Raw genomic sequence first — 21947 nt, forward strand, 5'->3', positions numbered from 1 at the left:
GAACAGATTGAATGGCTCCAAGGGGCGGTTTCGCAAAAATGCTTATTGCTATTATTCAGTTGGAATCGAGAGAGTGCCTTGCAAATACGCTTCGACTTGAGCAATCCACTCCCCGGATTCGTCGGCAGCCAACGTACGCCAGCCTATGCTGCGCGCCGGCTCCAAATTTCGCTCCTGGTCGTCGACAAACAGCGCAGGAGCATGCGGATTCAACTTGGCTTGAACCCGCTCATAGATGACGGGATCAGGCTTGCGGCAGCCCGCTACACTGGAAATCGTCATGCTCGTTAAATAGCGCTCAATTCCTTCAAGATGTGGGGCCAACCATTCATGTCGATGATTGCTCAATAGATGAATCTCGGCAGCCTCACTCCACTGGGGTAAATATTCATATGCAGGCAAGCGCACGAGATGTTTGCTTAATGACAGCTGCGCTTGATGAATGTCTACAGCAGGCCAATGCTTCTTAACCCACGCCCAGAACTCGCCCTCATCGATTCGCCCGGTCCAGAGATCCGCCTTTATTTCCTCATTGAATCTCTGTTTGAAGTTCTCCACTCGGATGCCGGCAGCATGGGCTAGCTCCCCCCAATAGTCCGATGAGAGATTCGATACAAGAACGCCTGCAATATCCAATATAAGCTGCGGTTTCATCGATTCCCTCTTTTCAGCTACCCTGCTTTAATGAATGCTTCGATAGATCCGACCATGAAGCACATTCAAATCCTTGAGTTACTTTGCATCATTTCTTTTATGTCCCGTAATTCTTGTAAAATCTCTCTCGAATATTGTGTGCTCTTCGAATTATCGATACCAATTTTTATAATGAGTGCCCCGACCAATAAACTTAATCCGAACATAACAATAGCTTCCAATTATATATCCCTCCATTCGTGGTGTTCTCACCACAGATGCAGTGGTGAAAACTAAGAGATCGAATAGTTCCTAACGCCTCGATTAACGATATGCTTGACTCCCTGAGCGAGATCCAACGCCTTAAGCTCGGGCACCACAAATTCCGGCACAATCTCCAGTTCATCCAAATCGCTCAGATCTACCCATCGATTGACATATTCCTCTTCGAAACCCAGAAATTCACCCTCATGCTGCAGGATCGGATGATCCTCTTGCAGCCTGACGGCAAAGTACATCGCGATTTCATGGACCTTCTTATTCTGAAATTCAATTAAATTCTCTATTATCCAAACAAGCTTCTTCTCGAGAATCGGCACCCCGAATTCTTCGAGCATTTCGCGGTCGATAGTTTGCTCGGCGGTTTCGCCGAATTCGACTCGCCCTCCTGGTATGAACCAACGTTCATTCGCGGATGCACGCTGCAGAAGAATCTTATTATGGTACAGTACGATACTGGCCGCCCTGAATTGAAATAATCCCGACTGACTCGCATAAGAGATCATCATGAATGATTATCCCCCTTCGCTCAATATGGGAAAATGCTTATTCAAGCTTCCCTTGTTCGGATGACCTAGAATGACCGATATTTTCATATGTATCATTCTCCCTCCATCAACTATACTCCGCGGCAGAGGGTTCACCCTCTATTGTTGAGATAGAATAGAATTCCCGCCCGGTCCACATCGGAAAATTGCAGGGGATCCTCATTCATTAACCGTTGTACTTCTTCTACTGAAACCCAACGAATATTTTTCGTATCGTCGCCGATTTCCAATAGCTCGCCCTCTGCCTTGCAGCGAAAATATAACCCTACAGAATCGAATGGGCCCTTGGTCGTCTGATAAGCTCCGAACGGCTGGACACATTCCACTTCAAATTCCGGATTCATGCCGACCGTATCGATCCTCGCATCCTGGCCTTCGATTTCTACGACATCAAGACCCGTTTCTTCCTTGACTTCCCTGATTAACGCATGCAAGAACGATTCATACGGTTCGATCCGCCCTCCGGGGAGTTCAATCCGCTCAAGCCCGCCCGGCTTGTTCCGAGTTTGAACGACCATCTCTTCTCTGCCATTGAATATCCGCTCAATAATAGCGCGGGAATTGACTAGAAACATCTCGGGCACCGTCCTCTACTGGGATATGTACGCTTTGCATCGCTATACCTGTTTCTCCAATATAATCAATCTCATGAATCCAGAACCACCGTGATGTTCGTCGCTCAGGTTGAACGCGATCCTAAATGGGGAATCTCTTAATTCTTCTTCCAGATCGGACTCGGTAAACCAGCGCACGTAACCTTCAGATAAAGGAAAACAATCGCCGCGCTCTATAATTTGAAATTTGGACGCCGGTGAATTCATGTAATCCTCGTCAACCGCGTCGCCGATGCAGTCCTCGGGGACAATATACTGCGTGAGCAAGCATGTGCCGCCAGGATTCAACATGCGGTATAGATGATCCAAATACTGGTTGCGAAGCTCCTTCGTAGGAATATAACACAGCACCTTGAAGCAAATGATTGCGTCAAAGCTGTTGTCCGGGAAAGGGTAATGAAACGTGCTAAGATGCCTGTAATCAACCTGAACCCTATCGGGCAGCGCCAGCCTGGCCTGCTCAATCAATGCTAGACTAACGTCTACTCCCGTAACCTTGTACCCTTGCTGCGCCAGCCATACCGAGATTCTTCCGGCCCCGCATCCGGCATCCAATACGGAACAAGGCGGCGGTAATTGCTCCAATAGTGCCTTCTCGGCTGGTGTAGGGCCTTGCGGGATTTCATCCACGTAATGGTCGACTTGATCGGGTTTATTAAACCACTTCACGACAGAATCGAGCAAATAGTGCTGTTCCCTTGAAATCATGTTCATCGATCACCATTCCTATAGCCGTAGTCGGTTTAACCCGTTGTTTTCTTAGGAAAGCCGTAAGCTAGTATGATGAATCCAACCAATAAGAAGAGCCAGACAAAGAAGTTATCAAAAAAACCGGGATATTCCGGCTTGTTAGGAACTGTGGCTCCGTTCGACGCGAATCCGGACACGACAAGTGCGTTCGATATCATGGCCACACATCGCTCAACCGTATACATTAATCCACCGGCTATCATGAATGCAGCCCCTAGTATCTTATAAGCGTGGTTTGTCATTCATGCTCATCTCCTAGTCTCTGATCTGCTAAAATTAGTATGTTGAAAAAAAGACCGCTGAACCATAAGCGGCCTGTAGAGCTTACACTATATTCAAAACAATCAACTCTGAAGCGTAACAGGACCGTATACCTCCGTGGATAACCATTGCAGTATCGAATCCTTATCGAACGGATACTTCTCCAGTACCATTCCATCAGCCTTAGCGGACATATGATGCTCCTGCCTGTACGCAGCCAGAACCGCATAAGGATCCGGATCCGCGGGATGCGGGCCTTCGTAGCGCACCTTGGTATACGTCCCCTTAGGTATCGTGAAGCCTAGCATTCCTTCCGGAATATCCGCTAATTCACTGACTTCCAGACAATAAAAGTAAGTGAACATCACTTCGCAGCTATACCACGGCGCCCAGTAGCACTCGGAATGCACGGTGTGCTTGATTTCTCCTTTACGTGCTAGGAACAGCTGCTTGGTCTGCCCTATTTTGCCGAAATCCCCATCCTTGAACGAAACGATGACCGGAATGCCGACCATCTTCAATTCACCCAGTTGGACCAGCTCAACCTCCCCGGCTGCGCCCTTGCCTAACGGATTGCTCAACGTTCCTCACTGCCTCTCCCGATAGGTTTGCATGACGATAACTTTATACCAATCCAACCGCATTCACCCAACTAATATACCGTACACACGTTCTCCTGTAAACCTTTTCCTTTTATTCCTGATGATGAAGACCGCTGGACGCTTTACAGAAATCCGGGAACAACAACGACAGTTTGCTGCATAGAGTAGTGATCGTAAATATCATATGAATGGCAAATTGATTTAAGTTGATCCAGACACAACATGCTGCATAGACAGATACCCAAAAGATGGCTGCAGTTGCCTGAGCTTAGCCCGAAGAAGCATGCGTATTTCACCGAACAGCTGCTGCTGCGGATAACCTGGCAGTCTATCTTTTCGATTCGTGCGACCGAAGCTTTTGTATGGAATCTAGGTGTTGTTTAATGTGCAACATGACTTCATCATGCAGCCCAAATGGGGCGAATTGTTGTATTTAATACATCAATGTCGTTACAAAATCACGGATTAGCCGATAAGTAGATGGAATTCTTGTACAATGTACAACAATATCCGCATCACCCGTTTTTTTTCCTTCACATTGTTGTATAAAATACAAGAATAAGCCATATCCACACCTTATCCACTTCCACATCCATAGCCATTACCTTTACCTTATCCAATGCCTTATCCAATCAAAGGAGCGCCCGCCTGCACGTCTCCAGAACGATTCATCCCGCTCTGCTCGCTTAAACTTTCATTCATTCAACTTCTATATAAATTGAAAGTTTCGCATGGCCGAACCGCGGCAAACTGGCATGACGGTCAGCGGCAACCCGCAGGGGTGAGCGTATCAATCGTTACGGACCGTGAATCCGCTATTTCGACTTGTCGGCCCTTTGTATTGCACTTACGGACCCTCAATCCGCAATTAATTGGGAAACAGCCCCAATCCCCCGTATTTGCGGCGAATAGCGGACATAGGGTCCGCAACACCAAATAATAGTCGGGTTTCCTGCGAAATAGCGGACGGTATGTCCGCAAGGGATCGTGCCGTACGAGGCACAATTGAAGTTCATTCATTCAACTTATATAGTTTTGATCTGTTTATAGTACAGGACCGTTTCGTGCAGTTCCCCGCTGGATGATCTCGCATAGTCGGGAATACGTCCCGCTTCAATATAACCCAATGAACGATATAGAAGATTGGACGGATCGCCTGATCTAGTATCCAATATCAATAGCGTTCTCCCTTCCAGCCGGGCGCTTGCCTCCATGGATTGCATCAGCAAGCGGGCGATTCCGTTTCTGCGTGAACCCGGATGCACCATTAGTTTCGCCACTTCCGCACGATGAGACGAATTGGGCTTCATAGCAAGATGCAACTGGATTGTTCCGACAATCCGCTGATCTTTCATCGCGATCCATATCAGGACGCCAGGCGCGATTACTTGCTCCCAGTAGTTCATGGCATCCTCATCGCTTAAAGGGGATAAGAATCCCAGCGATGCTCCATCTTCCACCGCTTGGATTAATAACTTCGCCAATTCTTGACGTATATCCGGACCCAATGAATGGATTTCATGTATGATAACTTCTCCTGTCGTCATTAGGAATCATCCTCCGACGTCTCTATAATTTCTTTATCATATGAATATCTTCAGGCTCTAACTCGAACAATTCCGGATCGACTTCGTGCGTTAGCTCACTCCCGCAATGTTGATAGAAATGAACGGCAGACTCCGATTCCGTCGAGGAGATGTATAAATATTTGGCCCCTCTGGCCACGGCTTCTCGACTCAATGCTTGCATGATTCGGCTGCCTATTCCTTGCCGCCGATAGTTCCTTGAAACATACATGAGATCCACTTGCAGTTGATCGTTGTTCTTCCCCCTGAATGGGCAGGCCAGCACCCCGAATCCGATCAGAAGCTCACCGTCGAATGCGCCGTAAGCTTTTCCGCCATTCTCCAATTGGAGTTTTAACCGTTGGATGAGCTCCTGCACCTGTCCGGCATTCCAATTCTCGCATTCATGCCCTGCTTCGATCTCGATAAGCTGGCCATTGTTCATGCGGTAAATTCGTTCGATTCGCTCCGACCGGTCTATATGTTGAATGCTGTCGGCATCCTTAAGATGCATTTCTCTGAACGTAATCATATCCGTAAAGTCCCCCTAGATTCGGAATAAACCGATCAAATCTTCGGTTACCTCTTTAATTCCCTTCGAGCCGTCAATCACTCGCAAGCTCCCCTCCGGCTTATAGTAATCCAAGAGCTGGACGGTGAGGTGCTTGTTGATTCTTAAACGTTCTCTAACCGTTGCTTCCCGATCATCATCTCGCTGCTTTAGCTTCCCGCTGCATTGATCGCATTGATTCCGTATGCGCGGCGGCTGATAGACAACATGGTAGGTTGCGCCGCATCCTGCACAGGTTCTTCTGCCGGTTAACCTCTCCAATAATAGCTCTTCCCTAACCTCAACATAGATCACATGGTCGATAACCTTGGAATTGGCAATCATAAAACCATTCAACGCCTGCGCCTGTACGACATTCCTGGGGAAGCCGTCGAGCAGAAATCCATTCTGGCAATCCGCATCGCGCAGCCGGTTCGTTGCGATCCCTATCGTGATTTCGTCGGGAACCAGTTCCCCCTTACTCATATATCCTTTGGCCAGAAGGCCTAACTTCGTTTGCGCTTCGGCGGCTTGCCGCAATATTTCTCCTGTTGAGATATGCGGGATATGATGATGTTCAATGATGATTTTGGCTTGCGTTCCTTTGCCTGCGCCGGGTAATCCCAGCAAGATGATATTCATCTATCCGTCTCCTTTATCCATAACTTCATTGTTCCGCTAGAAAACGAAAACGCTCGATGCGATGAAAGGTCAAATAGTTGGCATTATGATAGTTAGCCGCCCCGTTAATCGCCGTCCGCGATACGAACAACAAGTCTTCTCCCGTAACGATCCAGTCCACGTACTGGAATCCAACCATCTTATAGTCCTCGACCCAGCCATTGCGCTCATAGTCGATGATATCCTTCACAACCTGCCATTGTTCCGTGTCCTTCGAACAGACGAGCGTCAATACATTGCGCTGACCGACATGAGCAACATACCGGTTGACAAGCGACCAATAGAGACCGGATGGAGCATCGAAATAGACGGAGAACTTACTATTATTGTTCGGAAAATCGATCACTTTGCCGAATACGGGCGTCGCATCCGGCACAGCCGGATCAATCTCCAAATAGATCGCTTTGCCGTATTCCTGCGAGGCTCCATAGCATTCATACCGCAGCAAATTGATCAGGCGGCCATCAGGCGTTACGACGACGTTCCCTTCCAATAGATTCGTACGTATGCCTCCCTTAACCGCATTCGTCCAATTGCTGTCGTAGGGCAGGAATGGCGTCGAAGTCCAGCTCGCGGCGTCCAGCAGATCGGCATCGACCGGAGCGGAGATGACACCCGATGCGTGCAGCCCTTGGATCGACCATGAACCATAGTCGATCGCCGACCATATGCGCCCGTTATGGACCGTGACCGGCATTGACGATTTATGCGGCCCGCCCGTCTCTCTGGAACCGCCTGCGATCAAGCGTACCGGGGCTGACCAGGTCTCGCCGCCATCGTCGGATCGGCCGATTAACAAATCGCCATACTCGGTGCTTGTCGCCAGCATATAGAGCGCTTCCCGATGCACGAACAGCTTGCCCCAGAAGCACGGGTATAGGTCGGCGATGAACCACCAGCTCTCCCCGTTATCGTCGGAGCTAAACACTTTGCTCAAGTTCTGCCCGGCTTCCCCCCAATAGATGTCATGGGAAGCGACCAGCCTGCCGTCGGGGAGCCGCGCGATGGATGGACTGGCCGGCGAGCGGCCGGAGAAGCCGTAAGCGTAATCTTCCGGATGAATGTAGTTGATGACCGTTCCCGGTATAGGCCCTGCGCGAAACAACCTCGTTGCGCTTGCTGCAATCGGTTCGCCGGTGGCAGCAATGACGGCAGTAACAGTCAGCTCATAATCGGCTCCGTTCTTAAGACCATTAATACATGCACGGTGCAGCACCGTTCCCGCGGGTACAAGGCTTTGAGACGTGATCACTAATGTATCGCTCTCGCCGCGCAGTCCATAAGCGATCTGATAAGCCAAGCCGCCATGACCCGATCCGGTCCGGTCCCCTTGGTACTGCCAATCCAGCTCAATTCTGCCGTCCCCCGGCGCGAGGCGGGTTATGTGCAGCTCCGTTCCCGCGGCTTCGCTCCCCGCAAATTTGTACAGATCGCCGGTCCTCGGAAAGCTCCAAGGCCGATTGTTTTCGTAACCGGACATCTCTTACTCCTCCTGAAATATGAGATATATTTCATATTCTTCGTGTAATTGTGAAGCAAATGAGCGATGTTTGATCTAGCAATGAATGATAGTTTGGATCGTATCCGATAGGTTAAATTGAAAAGAAGAAGCAGTTGGAGTTCAAACGTGGAGTTAAAAATAAAAAAAGCATCCGTACATCCCGTATTGTTGGAACAACAAGAAAAGGATAGGACAGATGCGATGCGACTTTAGTATATCAACGAAATACTCGTAATACCAGACTTACGGATTAAATACACGCTGCACAGGATCCATGTTCAATTCGTTCAACATTCGTCTCACGCCAAGCTGCCGGCGCCTCGCTTATCGTCTCCATACAAGCAAGCATTCATCAAGGCTTGCGTATACGCGGATGTGGAGTGCAGCAGGACGTCATTCGTCATACCCAACGCTTCGATCACCCCGTTCCTCATGACGGCAACACGATCTGCGAAGCTTGTGATCGTCTCGATGCGATGCGTGATATAGAGAATGGACATCCCTTCCGCATGCTTCAAGGAAAGCAGCAGCTGCATGATTTCCGCTTCGATGGAAGGGTCCAGCGCAGAAGTGATTTCGTCGGCTACGAGCAGCTTAGGCGACATCGTAAGCGCTCTTGCAATCGCGATCCGCTGTTTCTGTCCGCCGGAGCATTCCGTCGGATAGCGATCCAATATATCCCGCGGCAGCTTAACCTTCTCGGCAAGCCGACTCGCTTGCTCCAATGCGGCCTTCTTCTTGTGCTTGCTTAGAATGAGCGGCTCTGCGATTATATCCTTTATTTTCCAATAAGGATTCATAGAACGGTCCGGGTTTTGAAACACCATTTGGACGGAAGAGGGCCGTTCGCTCCAACTGATCGAGCCCGCCGTCGGCTTCTGCAGACCGACAATCATTTCGGCCAACGTAGATTTACCCGATCCGCTCTCGCCTATTAGCGCGAATATTTCGTTCGGCCGCAGCTCGAAAGTTACTTCATGGACGGCTCGCACCGGCTTCCCATGCCTTTGCTTCTTGTTGTCATAATGCTTGGAAACTTGATTCAGGCTCAGCAAAATTCATTCACTCCCGGCCGCTCGCCTTAAACGGCGATTTCTTTGTACACATTCCTGCTCTTCTGGATGTAGGCCCGCTTCTGCTCTTCCTGCAGCATCTTGCCCCCGTCCAGCGCAATGACGTTATCGGCGATATGTACGGCGGCAGCGATGTCGTGAGTAATGAGCAGCAAGGTCATTTGATGTTCCCGCACTTTACGGCAAAGCAAATCGAATAATTCTCGCTTCACGATCGGATCGAGCGCGCTCGTCGGCTCGTCGGCGATGAGCACTTTAGGCTTATTTACCAATGCCAGCGCGATTAACGCCCGGCTCAGCATGCCTCCGCTAAGCTCGTGCGGGTAGCAGGAAAGCACTCTTTCATCCAGCTGCACTTCCTTCAACGTTGCAATTGCCGCGTTCCGCTTATCTTCCTTCTTCGTGTGCAGCAGCATCGCCTCATAGAACTGATCGCCGATCGTCATGATCGGGTTGAAGCTGCTCCGCGGGTCTTGAAAAATGTAGGCGGCATCTACCCAGCGCTGCATCGTGCAAGCCTTCCCGTCCCGATAGATCGGATGGCCATCGATCAGCACGTCACCTGTTACGGCTGCTTCCGGAACCAGTCCATAAATCGTACGGGCCATCGTCGTCTTCCCTGATCCGGACTCGCCGATTAACGCTGTGATATGACCTTGCCCGACATCGAAAGAGACAGGATGAATAATCGTTGTCTCGCCATACCGGACAGTCAAGTTCCGCACGGAAATAGCAGCCGGCATGTCGTTGGAAGCCAGATGACAGCCGATGGCCGTGTCCACGGTGCACGGCTCCTCACAACCCGATGATGCCTTCATCTCCTTGACATTAATCAGTCGGCTTTGCTTCGGCCGCAAGGAAACATATCGTCCTGCTGATTTGCTGCTCTCCCCCATTAAAGCCAGGGCAACCGTCACGAGCATAATGGCTGACGCGGGCGGCACAATCATCCATTGCCAGGCATCCGTTATAAACGTCTGCGTGCGCGAGAACGCTTCTTGAAGCATTTTGCCCCACGTAGCGGAACTTGGATCTCCGATGCCCAGGAAAGAAAGGCTGGCCTCCATCGCAACGGCTGACTGAAAGGCGATAACGAGCTTGGTTCGAACGAGAGGCCCGATAAAGGGGAGTAAATGCTTCGACAGAATATGCCAGGTTCCTCCGTTGTACAGCTGAGCCGCCTTAACAAACTCCCTTTCTTTAAGGGACAATACGGATGCGCGAATCAGCTTCATATAGCCCGGCCAAGTAAGCAAACCAAGCGTTAGAATCAACTGCCACGTTCCTCCGCCCGTGAAGGATGCAACTACTAGAATAAGCAGCAGCGAAGGCAGGACCAAGATCATGTTCGCGATGCCGTTCAGAACCGGATCGAAATGCTTCGAATATCCGGCAAGCAGCCCCAGACCAACGCTGAGAGCGGTGCTGATCAACGTGACCATGAGTCCGATAAACATCGTCGTCCGGGCACCGTACACCAGCTGGCTGAATATATCCTGACCGATACTGTTCGTCCCGAGCCAATGCTCCTTCGACGGCGGCAGCAATCGTTCGCTATCGATCTGAGACGGCGAATAGGGTGTCAGCATCGGTGCGAAGATGGCGATCAGGACAAATAGGCCAAATAGTATAATGCCAAAACGCTGCGATCCTGTCAGCTTCATGCTGCCTCACCCCGATTCACGGCATTTCGAATTCTTGGATCAAGCCTGGGATAGATAAGATCGGCGATTAAATTGAGCAGCAGGACAAATAACGTCATCATCAGAAACAGTCCATGCAAGAGCGGATAATCTCTGCCCAATATCGCCTCTTGAAGCAGCTTCCCGATGCCCGGATAGGCAAATACCGTCTCGACCAGAATTGAGCCGGCTAGCAATCCGCTCATACGGATCATGATCAGCGTAATAAGCGGTAATGCCGCATTGCGGGCAATATGCTTCACGACAATCGCTCTTGGCCCGAGCCCCTTCGCGGACGCAAACTCAATGAAGGACTCCTTCTTCACCCGTATCGATTCGTTGCGCATAAGCAAATACAAACTCGCCACGCTTCCGATCGTCAACGTCAATGCGGGAAGAACGGCATGTTGGACAATATCCAGCACCGGAGCCAGCCATCCGTCGGCTCGAAGGAATGCCGTCTTCGCGCCGTTTAGCGGGAACCATTGCAGCTTAACGGCACATGTGATGAGCAGTATCATACCGAGCAGAAATTCCGGAATCGAGCTTAGACTAAGCATAGAAAGGAATAAACTGCGGTCGATTTTGCCGGGATGACGCCATGCCGAATATAATCCGATCATAAGGCCAATCGCAATCGAGAATAGAGTCGCTAGGCCAACAATAAGCAGAGTCCACGGCAGTCGCTCCATAATAACGTCAACCACCGGAGCTTTATGGCTGATCGACATGCCGAAATCTAAGGTAAAGATGCCCTTCACGTATTTAACGAACTGCTCGCCTAAAGAATCATTCAGATTGTAATATTCCAGCATGGCAGCCTTCTGAGCTTCCGTCAAAAAAACAGCGCCCTCTTCCCCGCCGCCCGCAATATATTCAACTGGCCCCCCCGGTAGAAACCGGGGAAGCCAAAAGTTCAACAATAATACGAACAGCAGTACGAGCAGGTAGGACCAGTACTTCTTATTTTTTGACATCGATCAGGAACACCTTATTCTCCCAAAGCGGCATCCCGTCTGCTATACCGCCGTAGGTGTTTTTCCAATTATCGAATACTTTCGGATTATGAATGTGGTAGAACGGACGATGGTAAATGGCTAACGTAGGCAATTCTTCGGCCAAAATATCCTGCAGTTGGTCGATATATGCTTTACGCTTCGTTTCGTCCATTTCTTGCATCTGCAGCTTCGCAATCTCATGGAATTGTTCCAGGTCGACGCTCTTGCCGCGTGCGGACCACATATTGCTTGCCTTACCCGAGAACCACAGGCGCAAGAAATCCGGATCGCCGCTTGCCCCGACATGACCGGAGAGCGCCATATCATATTTATTCTCGCCAAGCGCCACCGTGAAGGCAGCCGAATCCAGATGAACGAGGTTCAACTCGATCCCGACCTTCTTCAGCATTTCTTGAATCATAATGGAATCCTGCTTGTTGGATGAGGTCATCAAGCTGAGCTTCAATCCGTCGCGAATCCCTCTGTCATTCTTCACATAACCCAGCTCATCCAGAATACGTTCGCTTTCCTGAGGGTTGTACTCGTACTGCTTCACATTCTTGTTGTACCATGGCGAATCCGTAGGCACGACCCCGGCATTGCCCACCATTGGCTCCGCACCTGAAACTTTCCGGGAAATTTCCGCACGATCCATAGCGTAAGCAAGTGCTTGGCGCAATCGTTTATCGCTTAATTGAGGATGCTCCAGATTAAAGGAAAGCCTTACGATACTGCCGGCCGGCTCGCTCTTAATCGATTTATAACCGGCATCCGCCAACGTCTGCACATCGCCATAGTTCGTTGTGTAGGTGGCGTCGATTTCGCCATTTTGCAGGGCTAGCAATTTGTCTGCCGCCGAGACGAAGGCAAGCTCCTTGACGATAACCTGACCTTTGAAGAAGTTCTCATTGGCTTTGAACAGATATTGACCTGCAACCGCATCATATTCCGCCAGCTGATATGGACCTGTCCCGACCAGCGCCTTCTCATCCCGGTATTCGATCGGATTCGTAACCGTCTCCCAAATATGCTGAGGAATAATCGGCACAATACCGACCAGATCGCTCAGCATCGGCGCAAATGGATTGTTCAAATGAAACGCTACGGTCGAATCGTCGATTTTCTCCACTGATTTGATTTGACCGATATCCCCGTTCCAGTTAAACGGATAGGTCTTGTAGTAGTTAAAGCTGAATACAACGTCATCCGCCGTAAATGCTTCCCCGTCATGCCATTTGACGCCTTCCTCCAGCTTGAACGTGTAGGTCCGGCCGTCTGCGGAAATTTCCCACGATTTCGCCAGCCATGGAATGACACCTGTATCATCCTTCCACGTTAACGTATCGAACATCAGGGAGTTTCTTAAATAACCGAATGGGCCGGACGGACTGAAGGCGAACGGGGACGGGTAACCGACGTCGCTTCCCGCTATTCTCACCATATCAACCGTCTTTGCCGTTCCTTCAGCCGGTTTCTCAGTCTGCTTAGCCGTATCATTGGAAGAGCGATCCTTCTCATCGCCCGCGCTGCTCCCGCCTGAACAAGCAGTCGCCACCATCACTAAACACAGTAACGAGATTACAATACTTGGTTTAATCCTTTTACGCATCTACTTTCACTCCTCATGCTGACGATATGACCTGTTATTTACTATAATGTTCCTTCGGCCAACCATGGAATAAATCCGTTAAGAAAACGTTCCGTAGCCGGCATAAAATACGAACCGTAATGATATTCCGGATCGAGCGTTGTCATAATTAATGTACCCGGCGTAGTTACCTTATCGATATATAAAATAGCGCCGTCATTCTCGATCTTAATGAGCGTTTCCACCTCTCCGGTTGGAAAGAACACACCGTGATAATGCCACGTCGCATCCTCGAGCGTGATGTAGCGGAACAAATCATGCTCCGGCTGCTGGAGTACAAGACCGCTTCTCGCATCCTTCTCTCTCCACCACCAGAAATTGACCGTACGGGATTCCCAGTTATGGGCCGGAAACCAGCTTTGATGTTGAGCGCCAAGAGCGACGATTGTCTTGCCTTGAGCCAGAAAATCATTGAATCGCTCCATATTGGCCGTAACTTGTCCTTGATGCAGCTGAGAAGGAACAATAAGCACATCATAAGCATGCAAATCATGCTCGGTTATTCTCGGCAAATAGATCAGTTCCGTAATATAGGCTGCAAATTTGGGATCTGTAAAAGAACGATGCTGGTGGGCGCTTCCGGAATATAGGACGGCAATCTTCCTCATGCTTGCACCCCTCTCATTCGAATCGCCTCATGCTCTTCATATAACCACTTATAGAGCTGCTCCCCGATTCTGCCCGATGAATTGCCGGTATCGCGGCTTTTAAGCAGATTACGTCCTGCGTGCAGCAGGATCGTTCCATTCGTGCTGGTCCGGTCAATGTACGTGATCGGAATGCCGCCTGTCAGCTCCAGCAGTACTTCCGCTCCTTCCGGAATGGGGTGATGGCCTCTGCAGAAAAACCCCGCAACGCCACGAGTGTACGTAATATCTTCCGATGTCACACCATCGAATATGGGATGCTCCTGAATCGTCACAACATAATCGAGATAGCTCGTAACGGTTTTCGGAACAAACATCGATGCACCCGGAATCCAATCTCTGAACAGATGACCGGCGAAGAATAAAATGTTGCCTCGGTCAAGGAATGCTTTGATCTTGTCCTTCTGCTCCATCATAAGCTCTTGATCAATAAACTCATCCATGACGAGAATTTTATGATTGGCATTCTCCAAATCATAGCCGGGCAGATCGTATTGATCGAGCATCTTGGTACTTGGATCGGCATGTCCGTTATGTACAGAAGTTCCGCTAAAGGCCGCCCCGGAATCCAGCAGCAGAAAATCAGCTGATTGCGGTGTTAGTCGTCGGCTCATGACAATCGTTTAACCTCGAGCAGTTCATCTTGAGGAAGGGCAAGAGCGCGATCGCACAGAATGCTTTTCAACTGCTCGTTATCCTCGTATTCCTCAGAAGTCATCGTTTCTTCTCTGCCTTTTTTCAGATAGTCGTAAAACTTTGCCGGCAAGAAGTTTTCCTTCAAAGCGACTTCGACTGCAGCGCCTTTATCGTCCGAAATAACATACGCATAGGATTGCGGGCGGTATGGATCGTATTGCGCAACCGGATAGTCAACATCCACCGCATATGCGCCTCTAGTAACAGCTCTGGTCACGAATTCGAAGGCATCGCGAAACCCAGGACCGCCATGTCCCGAGCGAATGGAAAGGCTCTTTCTGTCTGGCGCTTCATTGCCGTATAGTTCTTGAAAAGCCGCCTGCAGGACACGAAACCCTACTGCAATAGCCATAGGGGCCAAATTGCCGTGATAATTGCGAAGCTCGGAAAATTGCAAGGTCAAAACTTCATTTCGATCTCTGACTTGGATGGTTGTCATCAATGTACACTCCCTGTTGTTTTGTTCTGTGATAGATCATACTATAACTGATAATAATTATCAATATCAATTAGATGTTAGTTTTGACTGCTCTTTTGACAACTTTGTGTCCGAGCCTAGATGGGAAATGGACATGCTGATCAGCTTGTCTGCCGTCATAACCGAGAAATCCGTTACCGCCGCACCATTGTCGCCGATGAAGCTAGCCGCCGATCCTTTCCGGACACTTTTTATTGTAGTCGGGGGCGTCTCTAAAACGTTGCACGAAACGCATAATTCGAATCCGTGCCGAATACTATATTTTTGTGTACCAAAAAGGAGCCGGTGGCAGCCGACTCCCGGTACAACAGCCAACTTTAAAGGGTATTGTTCGAATGGTAAGAAGTAGACCTTTTCTTTCACCAGAGGGTCTATTTCTTATTATGGAAAGCAAGCATCGCAACGACCAAGGTGGCGAACGATATCATTAGGGCTAACGCATCATTTACGCTCATGCTCTCACCTCCCGTCCTGCCACCCCTACAAAGCCGGTCTGCTGTAATATATAATATGCCTAATAAATACAATAAAAGAACATTTGTTTGTAAGCGATTACAAATAATTGCATTCGAACTTCATGATCCCAGCGGGAAGATCATGCGGATGGCTTAATTTTGCAGCTTCATATTCGTGTAATACGGTCTGAAACCAACGCTTTCCCAGAATCTACGGCCTGCTTGATTTAGTTCCAGCACATCGATGATTAAGACCGCCGCATTCGGGAAGACTTCGGCTCTTAATTTGCGGATCCCTTCTCTCCCCAATCCTAATCCCCTAAACGGCCTCTTAATAAAGTATTGTCTTAAGTAAATCTCCGCTTTGGATGGATCGAATATTTTCCTGCGTTCTTGATACAATCCATATCCGATCATCTCGCCCTTGTATAGGAGCAGCATGGCTGTCCAATCATTGTTCAAGAATTCCGTCATTCTATTATATAACTCCGTGTAATTCATTGGATTTTCGCTTTGCTCATCAATGATCAATTCCTGATTCATTTCTGTAAGTGCATGGATATTGTCCATTCCTGCTTGCTTCAGCACGAAATCTTCCATTTCGAATCACCTCGTCTTCACATTCGATATCCCATAGCCGCGTCGATTAGTTTAATCGTTAATTCGTTCGTATTATGCAAAATGACATCTTCAGGGCTAAATTCAACAAAATCAGCTCCGATAAACTTGGGCGACTGCGAGATCCGGTATTCATTCGGCATTAAGTCGCTCAAGCCGATATAGATCAGATGTTGGGGAAGCAGCTTCGGAGAGAAGCCGCCCATGTTAATAAGATCCTCATGCGAGCCCAAACCAAGCAGAATCACTGCGATTTTGCCGTGAAGCTTCCCGTGATCCCAGTCGCTCAAATCGGCATGGGCGTCCACCCAAATTACGCCTAACTTGTCGGATTGAAGCTCTTCTTTTACGTAGCCGGCCGCCGCTGATATCGTTGCGATCGAAATAGAGTGATCCCCTCCTAGAATGAGAGGCGTACGCTTGGAGAAGAAGGCATTTATCACCAGGTCATATAACAGATCTCCATACCATTTTACCGCTTCAACGGTCTCATTCTGTTCTAGCAGCTCTTGAATTTCCCTGCCGACGGGTACATCGCCAGCCCCTCTGCAGGCTCAAGGCATTCAAGCGGGATTCCACTTCCCGAAAGGCTATGTGAGCTGCTTCAACGCATCATATGGATAACGAGCATAACGCAGCGCATATTCAAAAGCTTCAATGTCAGGCATGCTGCGGGCTTTTGCTATTGCAAGCGCCGACTCGATATCATAGGTAATCCTTCTTAATTGAACCGCTATATCACGCTTCTTAAAATCTACAATGGCATAGCTAGCCCGGTTATCGCCATCGAACGGCAAACCGATACTGCCGCAGTTGACGTGCAGCCTTCCTTTGCCTTGTCTTACATAAGCATGGTGTACATGGCCATATAAGACCAGCTTGGTATTCTCATGTTTATACAGCGTATCCAGCTCATCTAGTGTGGCCCAAGGATATACGATATTGACGAGCGTGTTCGGTCCTGCATGATACATTTCCGTAGGAACTTCTTCAAACTCGCAGGATAACTCCACAGGAAGATTGGCTAGCCACGCCTGATCCTCCTTGCCGATTCGTTCACAATCATATTCATACGCCCGCAAGACGAGCTCCTGCTTATAAGTGGCCGGGACCCATCCTGGCTCCGGGAATCTCGTAAACTTATCATCGTAATTTCCGCGAATAACCGCCAACGGTTTCAATGACTTTACCATATGAATACATTCACTCGGCTGCGGTCCGCGCATCACGATATCCCCGAGGCATACTATGGCGTCCGGGCTCTGATCGCTCAGGTCATGGATGACCGCTTCCAATGCCGTGGCATTCCCGTGCGTATCCGATATAACAGCTAATCTCATCAGGACCTCCTGTTTGTCACTCCTGTTTGTCACTATAGTTGGCTAAGCCAGGTTGCATCACTTCATAAATCTGCTTGTAACATCATCATCCCAAACTTGAGCTTCGATAACCTCACAATGGAGTATTATCAATTCAAATCAATCGTTGTATACTTACTTTGAATTTCCTCTCCTATATCATCAAACCAATCGGAGGATAACCAAAGTTGAACGCCTGTTATGGCTTCAAACATAGCGACAGCTTGTTCGATACCCTCGGTATTCAGTGCATGCTGGATCGATGCGAAGTGATCATGTCCAAGAAGCTCAGTTAGAACGGATATATCCGCTTCCTTCATCTCCATACCGTAATCCTCTTCCAAGGAGCCTGAATACCATGTATGTCCTGTTAATGATTCGCCATTCCGGTAAACATTGATTTCGAGTATGTCTTCATCGAAGCAAGAACAAGTCAAAATCGGATCTGATACATAGCTTGATAAAGCTTCACCGAATTCTTCCACCTCACCCCAACTAAACCAGTCATTCAATACGCTAACCCAGCCATTGCGAACATTGAGATAAAATAGATGACGTGACATCTGCGCTTGCTGCAGAAGTGCTTCAAATCCATCGAGCTCCTGAACTGTTTTGCTAGACTCGCGAGAGATGCTTTTTCTATCTGCAGCAAGCTCTGTAAGTGCAGTTATCACATCATCAATATTCGACGTTCGTATATGCAGGTTTCCAAATTTTGTTCCCATCTCTAGTAATTGCGCCCCCTAGTTAAACAAATCTGCCCATGAGTATGAGATCGATATCGTTGTGATCTTCCGGTCGAATTTAATAGCGGCGTTTGCCAATATGCCGTCTTCTGAATAATCTCATCCCCCAGGAAGAGACAAGACACCTGCTCTTCTAATGATTTCGATCCGTTCTTGTCTGCCTTCAATTTTTTGGATCATTGCAATGGCAGTTCAAAATTTGTAATTACATAGCCTGTCTTTTCGAAGTCCTTCGGCATTTCGATGAATCTCTTTACTCGGGTTAGAAAATAGATTCGATAGGTATCGTATTCCTCCCAATACCAGCTGGCAAAGGGCATTCTTTCCTCCATTAATTCGATTCCCGCTTCTTCCATCGCCTCACGGTTCAATCCATCGAACAGCGATTCGTTTTCTTCTAATCGGCCACCAATTGTTGTCAGCACCTGCTCCTCTTTATCCCAGACCAGAACCAGATTTCCGTCGCTCAATACAGGAACGCAATGAACGCCGCTTACAGGTCGATCAGTCGGTACTTCGGTAATAAACGTTAACATACATGGTTTGCCTCCATCATTCTTCCTATATGAGACCAAGTCTATTTAACGTCTGGTATACAGCTACTTCAAAAGGGTATTGGAGAGCGTAACATCCAACTCTTCTAGCCCTTCTTGTTTGTCTACAGGTGGGCCGAGATATCTATTGCCGTTCTGATTGTACGCTGCAAAGGTTATTTCAAACGAATGTGCTGATCGAATTCTTTATATGCCCACAGGTAATAATCCGCACCCGGTGCGTCATTCTGGAAGAGGCAGGTTTGTATGCCAAGCGCTTTCCCTGGCAAAATATCAATTTCCCGGTCACCGATAATCAGATCGACCCGATGCCGATTATGCAAATGTATGTACGAAGCCGGATCCGGCTTCTTCGGGAAACCATCGTCTCCTGCGACGATATCGGCAAAATAGTTTCCCCACCCATAATAATTCAAAATTTCCACAACTTCTGAGCGGGCTTTATGCGTCATGATGACGTTTTTTCCGGCGGTCTGCAGAATGAGCTCAACATCAGGAAATGGCGGGGTTTGCTCGGGTACTAATTCGGACTCCCGTCTAAATATTTCTTGGATCTGACGTTCGGAGAGCTTAAAGTGCCGTACCGCGTGGGTAAATGATATTTTCAGATTAGAAAAGATGTCGTTGTCCTCGATCTCTACCTCTAACACGTCTTTCAAAATTTTGGTATAGGCTGGATACGTATCAAATAAGGTACCATCGAAATCCCATAAGATATGCAATGCCGGTCACCTGCTATTCTCTGATTTCTCGTCTCCGATATTCACTGACAGTTTCATGCAGCAGCTATCCTGCAGCCCTTAATCAATGGTCATACGAACTGAATATACATATCTCTTCAAGACTTTATCCTTAATTTCGACACACTTCCTTCATCTTCCTTGTGCATCCATTCATATTGCTATCAAAAGGAGGCAGTCATCCACATACCATATTGATGAAGCGGCGGCCAATCAATCATCATTCAACAGCGCCAAATGGCCTTCCCCGGCAGATCGCTCACGTACAGGCGTCACGAATGACTGCAATTGCAGGCCGGATGATTGCCCAATTATAGGTCCACCGAGATATATGTCCCTGTCACAACGCCCCGAGAAACATATACTACCGTATACCGAGTGCCAAAGACCTGGCAGCAAAGGTAAACAGCACGGCGCCGGAAAGCAAGTCTGGGAGGAATTTGCATATCCGGTGTAGGAGGCCATGACGGAATAACGGCAGCTCGTATACTATTCTGCCGGTCATCGTTTCCCGGAGAGTATGTACTGAGCATCTATAAAAGTTAATGCAAAGCCGCCGAGGGTTTCCTTCGGCGGCTTTGCATTCCGTTATTTACATTTTCACCAGGCATAAGTGTGAAGCGCATGTGCTACGCCATTCTCTTCGTTCGACAGCGTTAATGCATTCGCTGCCGACTTCACGCCATCAGGCGAGTTTGCTACTGCAATACCCAGACCCGCGAACGTGAGCATCCCCACGTCGTTGAAGTAGTTCCCGATCGCCATCACCCGCTGTGGCTCTACGCCGCGCAGCATTGCCAGCTGCTTGAGCGCATCACCCTTGCTTACCTGGGGATGCTGTACATCGATGAAGAAGTCTCCGCTGCGGATATGCTGCAGTCCATGCGTCCAACCGTCCCAGGCCAATTCAACCGAATCCATCGCTTCCTTCTCGCCGAACACGGTAAATTTCACGAGACCCGAAGGAAGCGGCAAGGCATTATCCCGGAGCATCGGAGTAATTTTATATCCGCTGTACATGGCCGCCACGTTGGGAGGAATCTCACCTAATACCATTAGATCAAAGGCTGTATTCACATCAAAGTGATGATTGCCTTCCCGGCAGAAGTTTATGAACTTCTCCAGCTCGGCGTTGTCCATATCAAATTGATGCAAGACATTCCTGCTCGCAGCATCGATTGTAGCTGCTCCATTATGGGTAATGATCGTACCGGACAAACCCAGCTCTTCAAGAACAGGGATTGTATTCATCGGCCCCCTGCCCGTACATAGCACGATCTCAGCGCCAAGCCGCGCCGCTTCGCGCACGGCATCGCGCGTTTCGGCAGTCAGCACATGCGCATCCGTCAGAAGCGTTCCATCTACATCCAATGCAATGATGTCATAATTCAATCCCATGCTGTTCTTCCCCGCTTTCCATCAGTCCAACTACCATCTATCTGAAAGTCAGAATATTATTGTAAACGCAGATGTATTGAACATCTTGATCCTAATCTTGCTTCCCTGTCTTCGCAGCCTGTTTCTCATCACGTATCGCCATCAGTTCATCTAGCTCCTGTTCGGTTAATGGCCGGTACGAACCGAGCGGAAGCTCCGGGTCGATCTTCAGCGGACCCATTGCAACACGGCGAAGGTAGACAACCTTCTTCCCCACGGCTTCAAACATCCGCTTTACTTGATGGAATTTCCCCTCATGAATCGTTAATGAGATCCGGGATATTACGGCAGACGGCTCTTCTGTCCGTTTCTCTCCAATGACCAATCTGGCCGGCAGCGTCTTATAGCCGTCATCCAATGTCACGCCAGCCTCGAATGCTTGGATATCTTCTTCGCCAACATCGCCGAGTACGTCCGCTTCGTAGATTTTGGGCACATGCTTGCGAGGCGATAGCAGCTCATGCGCAAGCTGACCGTCGTTCGTTATCAATAGGAGCCCCTCGGTATCCTTATCCAGCCTGCCAACTGGGAACGGCTCCAGCACGCGGTCGCTCGGCTCCAACAAATCGATGACCGTCCGGTCGCGTGTATCCTCCGTAGCGGATATAACGCCCTGCGGTTTATTGAGCATGAGATAGATAACATCGCGATATACGACTTTTTCTCCATTATAGACAACAACAGCCGTCTCCGGATCGAGCGTCTGTCCGCTATCTTTGGCACGTATGCTATCCACCGTGACCAAGCCTTGCTTGACAGCTCTTCTTACTTCGCTTCTTGTTCCGAACCCCATATTAGCAAGCAGCTTGTCCAGCCGCATTCTTTTTGCCATG

Annotated in this window: 25 protein-coding genes; all 25 read right to left on the reverse strand. The window is 48.9% G+C overall.

Features of this window, described 5'->3' with window-relative positions:
- Positions 1-51: 51 nt before the first annotated feature.
- Positions 52-654 (reverse strand): HAD-IA family hydrolase, encoded by a 603-nt coding sequence (locus tag L1F29_RS21600; RefSeq protein ID WP_258384111.1) that lies wholly within the window; start codon positions 652-654, stop codon positions 52-54.
- 272 nt (positions 655-926) lie between these two features.
- Complete coding sequence (locus L1F29_RS21605; RefSeq protein ID WP_258384112.1) at positions 927-1421, reverse strand: NUDIX hydrolase; 495 nt, start codon at positions 1419-1421, stop codon at positions 927-929.
- Positions 1422-1552: 131 nt separating this feature from the next.
- On the reverse strand, positions 1553-2035 hold the full coding sequence (locus tag L1F29_RS21610; protein WP_258384113.1) for an NUDIX hydrolase: 483 nt from the start codon (positions 2033-2035) through the stop codon (positions 1553-1555).
- Positions 2036-2077: 42 nt separating this feature from the next.
- Positions 2078-2788 (reverse strand): class I SAM-dependent methyltransferase, encoded by a 711-nt coding sequence (locus L1F29_RS21615; RefSeq protein ID WP_258384114.1) that lies wholly within the window; start codon positions 2786-2788, stop codon positions 2078-2080.
- 380 nt (positions 2789-3168) lie between these two features.
- Complete coding sequence (locus tag L1F29_RS21620) at positions 3169-3666, reverse strand: GyrI-like domain-containing protein (protein ID WP_258384115.1); 498 nt, start codon at positions 3664-3666, stop codon at positions 3169-3171.
- A 1046-nt stretch (positions 3667-4712) separates the two neighbouring features.
- On the reverse strand, positions 4713-5234 hold the full coding sequence (locus L1F29_RS21625; RefSeq protein WP_258384116.1) for a GNAT family N-acetyltransferase: 522 nt from the start codon (positions 5232-5234) through the stop codon (positions 4713-4715).
- Between the two features lie 22 nt (positions 5235-5256).
- Positions 5257-5784 (reverse strand): GNAT family N-acetyltransferase, encoded by a 528-nt coding sequence (locus L1F29_RS21630; RefSeq protein ID WP_258384117.1) that lies wholly within the window; start codon positions 5782-5784, stop codon positions 5257-5259.
- A gap of 15 nt (positions 5785-5799) precedes the next feature.
- Complete coding sequence (locus tag L1F29_RS21635) at positions 5800-6444, reverse strand: adenylate kinase (RefSeq protein ID WP_258384118.1); 645 nt, start codon at positions 6442-6444, stop codon at positions 5800-5802.
- A 25-nt stretch (positions 6445-6469) separates the two neighbouring features.
- Positions 6470-7963 carry an exo-alpha-sialidase gene (locus L1F29_RS21640; protein WP_258384119.1) on the reverse strand — a complete coding sequence of 498 codons (1494 nt, stop codon included), beginning with the start codon at positions 7961-7963 and terminating at the stop codon, positions 6470-6472.
- A gap of 320 nt (positions 7964-8283) precedes the next feature.
- Positions 8284-9039, reverse strand: coding sequence for an ABC transporter ATP-binding protein (locus L1F29_RS21645; RefSeq protein ID WP_258384120.1), 756 nt, complete (start codon positions 9037-9039; stop codon positions 8284-8286).
- A 26-nt stretch (positions 9040-9065) separates the two neighbouring features.
- A complete protein-coding gene (locus L1F29_RS21650; protein WP_258384121.1) occupies positions 9066-10721 on the reverse strand; it encodes an ATP-binding cassette domain-containing protein in 1656 nt (551 codons plus the stop codon).
- On the reverse strand, positions 10718-11716 hold the full coding sequence (locus L1F29_RS21655; protein WP_258384122.1) for an ABC transporter permease: 999 nt from the start codon (positions 11714-11716) through the stop codon (positions 10718-10720). The genes L1F29_RS21650 and L1F29_RS21655 overlap by 4 nt, the downstream gene beginning before the upstream one ends.
- The gene (locus L1F29_RS21660; protein ID WP_258384123.1) at positions 11703-13346 is read right to left on the reverse strand and encodes an ABC transporter substrate-binding protein; all 1644 of its coding nucleotides are present in this window, start codon (positions 13344-13346) and stop codon (positions 11703-11705) included. The genes L1F29_RS21655 and L1F29_RS21660 overlap by 14 nt, the downstream gene beginning before the upstream one ends.
- Before the next feature lie 41 nt (positions 13347-13387).
- Positions 13388-13993 carry a hypothetical protein gene (locus L1F29_RS21665; protein ID WP_258384124.1) on the reverse strand — a complete coding sequence of 202 codons (606 nt, stop codon included), beginning with the start codon at positions 13991-13993 and terminating at the stop codon, positions 13388-13390.
- Complete coding sequence (locus tag L1F29_RS21670; protein WP_258384125.1) at positions 13990-14646, reverse strand: phosphate starvation-inducible protein PhoH; 657 nt, start codon at positions 14644-14646, stop codon at positions 13990-13992. Before L1F29_RS21670 ends, L1F29_RS21665 begins: the two co-directional genes overlap by 4 nt.
- A complete protein-coding gene (locus L1F29_RS21675) occupies positions 14643-15167 on the reverse strand; it encodes a hypothetical protein (RefSeq protein ID WP_258384126.1) in 525 nt (174 codons plus the stop codon). Before L1F29_RS21675 ends, L1F29_RS21670 begins: the two co-directional genes overlap by 4 nt.
- A 410-nt stretch (positions 15168-15577) precedes the next feature.
- Positions 15578-15661 (reverse strand): putative holin-like toxin, encoded by an 84-nt coding sequence (locus L1F29_RS34490; protein WP_373876558.1) that lies wholly within the window; start codon positions 15659-15661, stop codon positions 15578-15580.
- Positions 15662-15814: 153 nt separating this feature from the next.
- Positions 15815-16261 (reverse strand): GNAT family N-acetyltransferase, encoded by a 447-nt coding sequence (locus tag L1F29_RS21680; protein ID WP_258384127.1) that lies wholly within the window; start codon positions 16259-16261, stop codon positions 15815-15817.
- Positions 16262-16278: 17 nt separating this feature from the next.
- On the reverse strand, positions 16279-16722 hold the full coding sequence (locus L1F29_RS21685; RefSeq protein WP_258384128.1) for an arginase family protein: 444 nt from the start codon (positions 16720-16722) through the stop codon (positions 16279-16281).
- 147 nt (positions 16723-16869) lie between these two features.
- The gene (locus tag L1F29_RS21690) at positions 16870-17619 is read right to left on the reverse strand and encodes a metallophosphoesterase family protein (RefSeq protein ID WP_258384129.1); all 750 of its coding nucleotides are present in this window, start codon (positions 17617-17619) and stop codon (positions 16870-16872) included.
- 128 nt (positions 17620-17747) lie between these two features.
- Complete coding sequence (locus L1F29_RS21695; protein WP_258384130.1) at positions 17748-18362, reverse strand: hypothetical protein; 615 nt, start codon at positions 18360-18362, stop codon at positions 17748-17750.
- Between the two features lie 197 nt (positions 18363-18559).
- The gene (locus L1F29_RS21700; protein WP_258384131.1) at positions 18560-18919 is read right to left on the reverse strand and encodes an NUDIX hydrolase; all 360 of its coding nucleotides are present in this window, start codon (positions 18917-18919) and stop codon (positions 18560-18562) included.
- 173 nt (positions 18920-19092) lie between these two features.
- On the reverse strand, positions 19093-19659 hold the full coding sequence (locus L1F29_RS21705; protein ID WP_258384132.1) for an HAD-IA family hydrolase: 567 nt from the start codon (positions 19657-19659) through the stop codon (positions 19093-19095).
- A gap of 618 nt (positions 19660-20277) precedes the next feature.
- Positions 20278-21075, reverse strand: coding sequence for a Cof-type HAD-IIB family hydrolase (locus L1F29_RS21710; RefSeq protein ID WP_309252325.1), 798 nt, complete (start codon positions 21073-21075; stop codon positions 20278-20280).
- A gap of 91 nt (positions 21076-21166) precedes the next feature.
- Complete coding sequence (locus tag L1F29_RS21715) at positions 21167-21946, reverse strand: pseudouridine synthase (RefSeq protein ID WP_258384133.1); 780 nt, start codon at positions 21944-21946, stop codon at positions 21167-21169.
- Position 21947 lies beyond the last annotated feature (1 nt).

The organism is Paenibacillus spongiae (genome assembly GCF_024734895.1).
In the GTDB taxonomy this organism is placed as follows: Bacteria; Bacillota; Bacilli; order Paenibacillales; family Paenibacillaceae; genus Paenibacillus_Z; species Paenibacillus_Z spongiae.